The organism is Aminobacter sp. P4_D5, assembly GCF_056401815.1.
The window spans coordinates 1-1,164 of record NZ_JBFUIP010000399.1 but is presented as its reverse complement, the minus strand read 5'-3'; the positions used below and the strand labels follow the sequence as shown (position 1 = coordinate 1,164).

Below are 1,164 nucleotides of genomic sequence, written 5' to 3'. Positions count from 1 at the left end.
CTACCACGGCAAGCCGTTGCGCCAGGCGCTGAAGGAGGCGGGCCTCGAAGGCAAGCCGCGGCTGCGCCTCGATCCCGCCCGCTAYAAGGGCTTYTTCGAGMTSCATATCGAGCAGGGCACGCAGCTGGAATCCCAGGGCCTGCGCGCGGGCGTCGTCACTGGCATCGTCGCCATCTGGCAGTTCCGCATCCTGATCGAGGGCATGCAGGACCATGCAGGCGGTACCACCATGGCCGAGCGCAAGGATGCCGGCCTCACCGCTGTGCGCATGCTGGCGCGGATCGACCGGGAGTTCCCCATGCTCTGCGGCCCGCGCACGGTCTGGACCTGCGGGCGCATCGCGCTCGACCCCGGCGCGCCCTCGATCATCCCGGGCAAGGCCGAGGTGCTCTTCCAATTCCGCGACATCAGCGAGGAGGTGCTGGGGCGCCTGGAGGCCTGCCTGCGGTCCGTCGTGCAGGAGATGAACCGCACCGAGCGCACCGTCTCCACCGTCGAGGTGATGAGCCGCAGCAAGCCCGCGCCCTGCGATCCCGCGATGCAGGCGACGCTCGCGGAGGCCGCGACCAAGCATGCCAACGGCCAGTGGCAGCACATGCCCAGCGGCGCCGGCCACGACGCGCAGTACATGGCCCGCGTGATGCCGTCGGCGATGCTCTTTACGCCCTCGATCAACGGCATCAGCCACCATTGGGCCGAGGACACGAAGGAGGAAGATCTGGCGCTGAACATCCGTATCCTCGCGGACGCCGCGGAGGCCTATCTGCGTGGCTGAGGTCGATACCATCAGGTTCCTCGCCGATCTCCACGAGCTCCGGAAAATCGGCGAGTTCAAGACGGGCGTGCACCGCCCGACCTATACGCCGCAGGACATGGAAAGCCGCCGCTGGCTCATGAACCGAATGGCGGAGGTGGGGCTGGAGCCCAGCATCGACGGCATCGGCAACGTGCTCGGCAAGCACAGTGGCGAAGGGCCGCGGCTGTTGGTCGGAAGCCATATCGAGACGCAGAACGAGGCGGGTTGGCTGGACGGCGCGCTGGGCGTGCTCGCCGGCCTCGCGCTGGCGCGGGCAGGGCTGCCGGTGGATGTCGTCGCCTTCGCCGATGAGGAGGCGCATTTCGGCAGCTTTCTCGGCAGCCGCAGCATGATCGGCCAGGTTGCTG

The 1,164-nt window shown here is 68.2% G+C and carries 1 protein-coding gene and 1 pseudogene; both read left to right on the top strand.

Annotated elements, in window-relative coordinates:
• Positions 1-775 (top strand): M20/M25/M40 family metallo-hydrolase (locus AC1DWF_RS32230; protein WP_476842597.1); only part of this gene is annotated, 775 nt, incomplete at its 5' end.
• Positions 768-1,164 (top strand): annotated as a pseudogene (locus AC1DWF_RS32225) (Zn-dependent hydrolase); the annotation flags it as partial. The gene AC1DWF_RS32230 and the pseudogene AC1DWF_RS32225, both read left to right, overlap by 8 nt.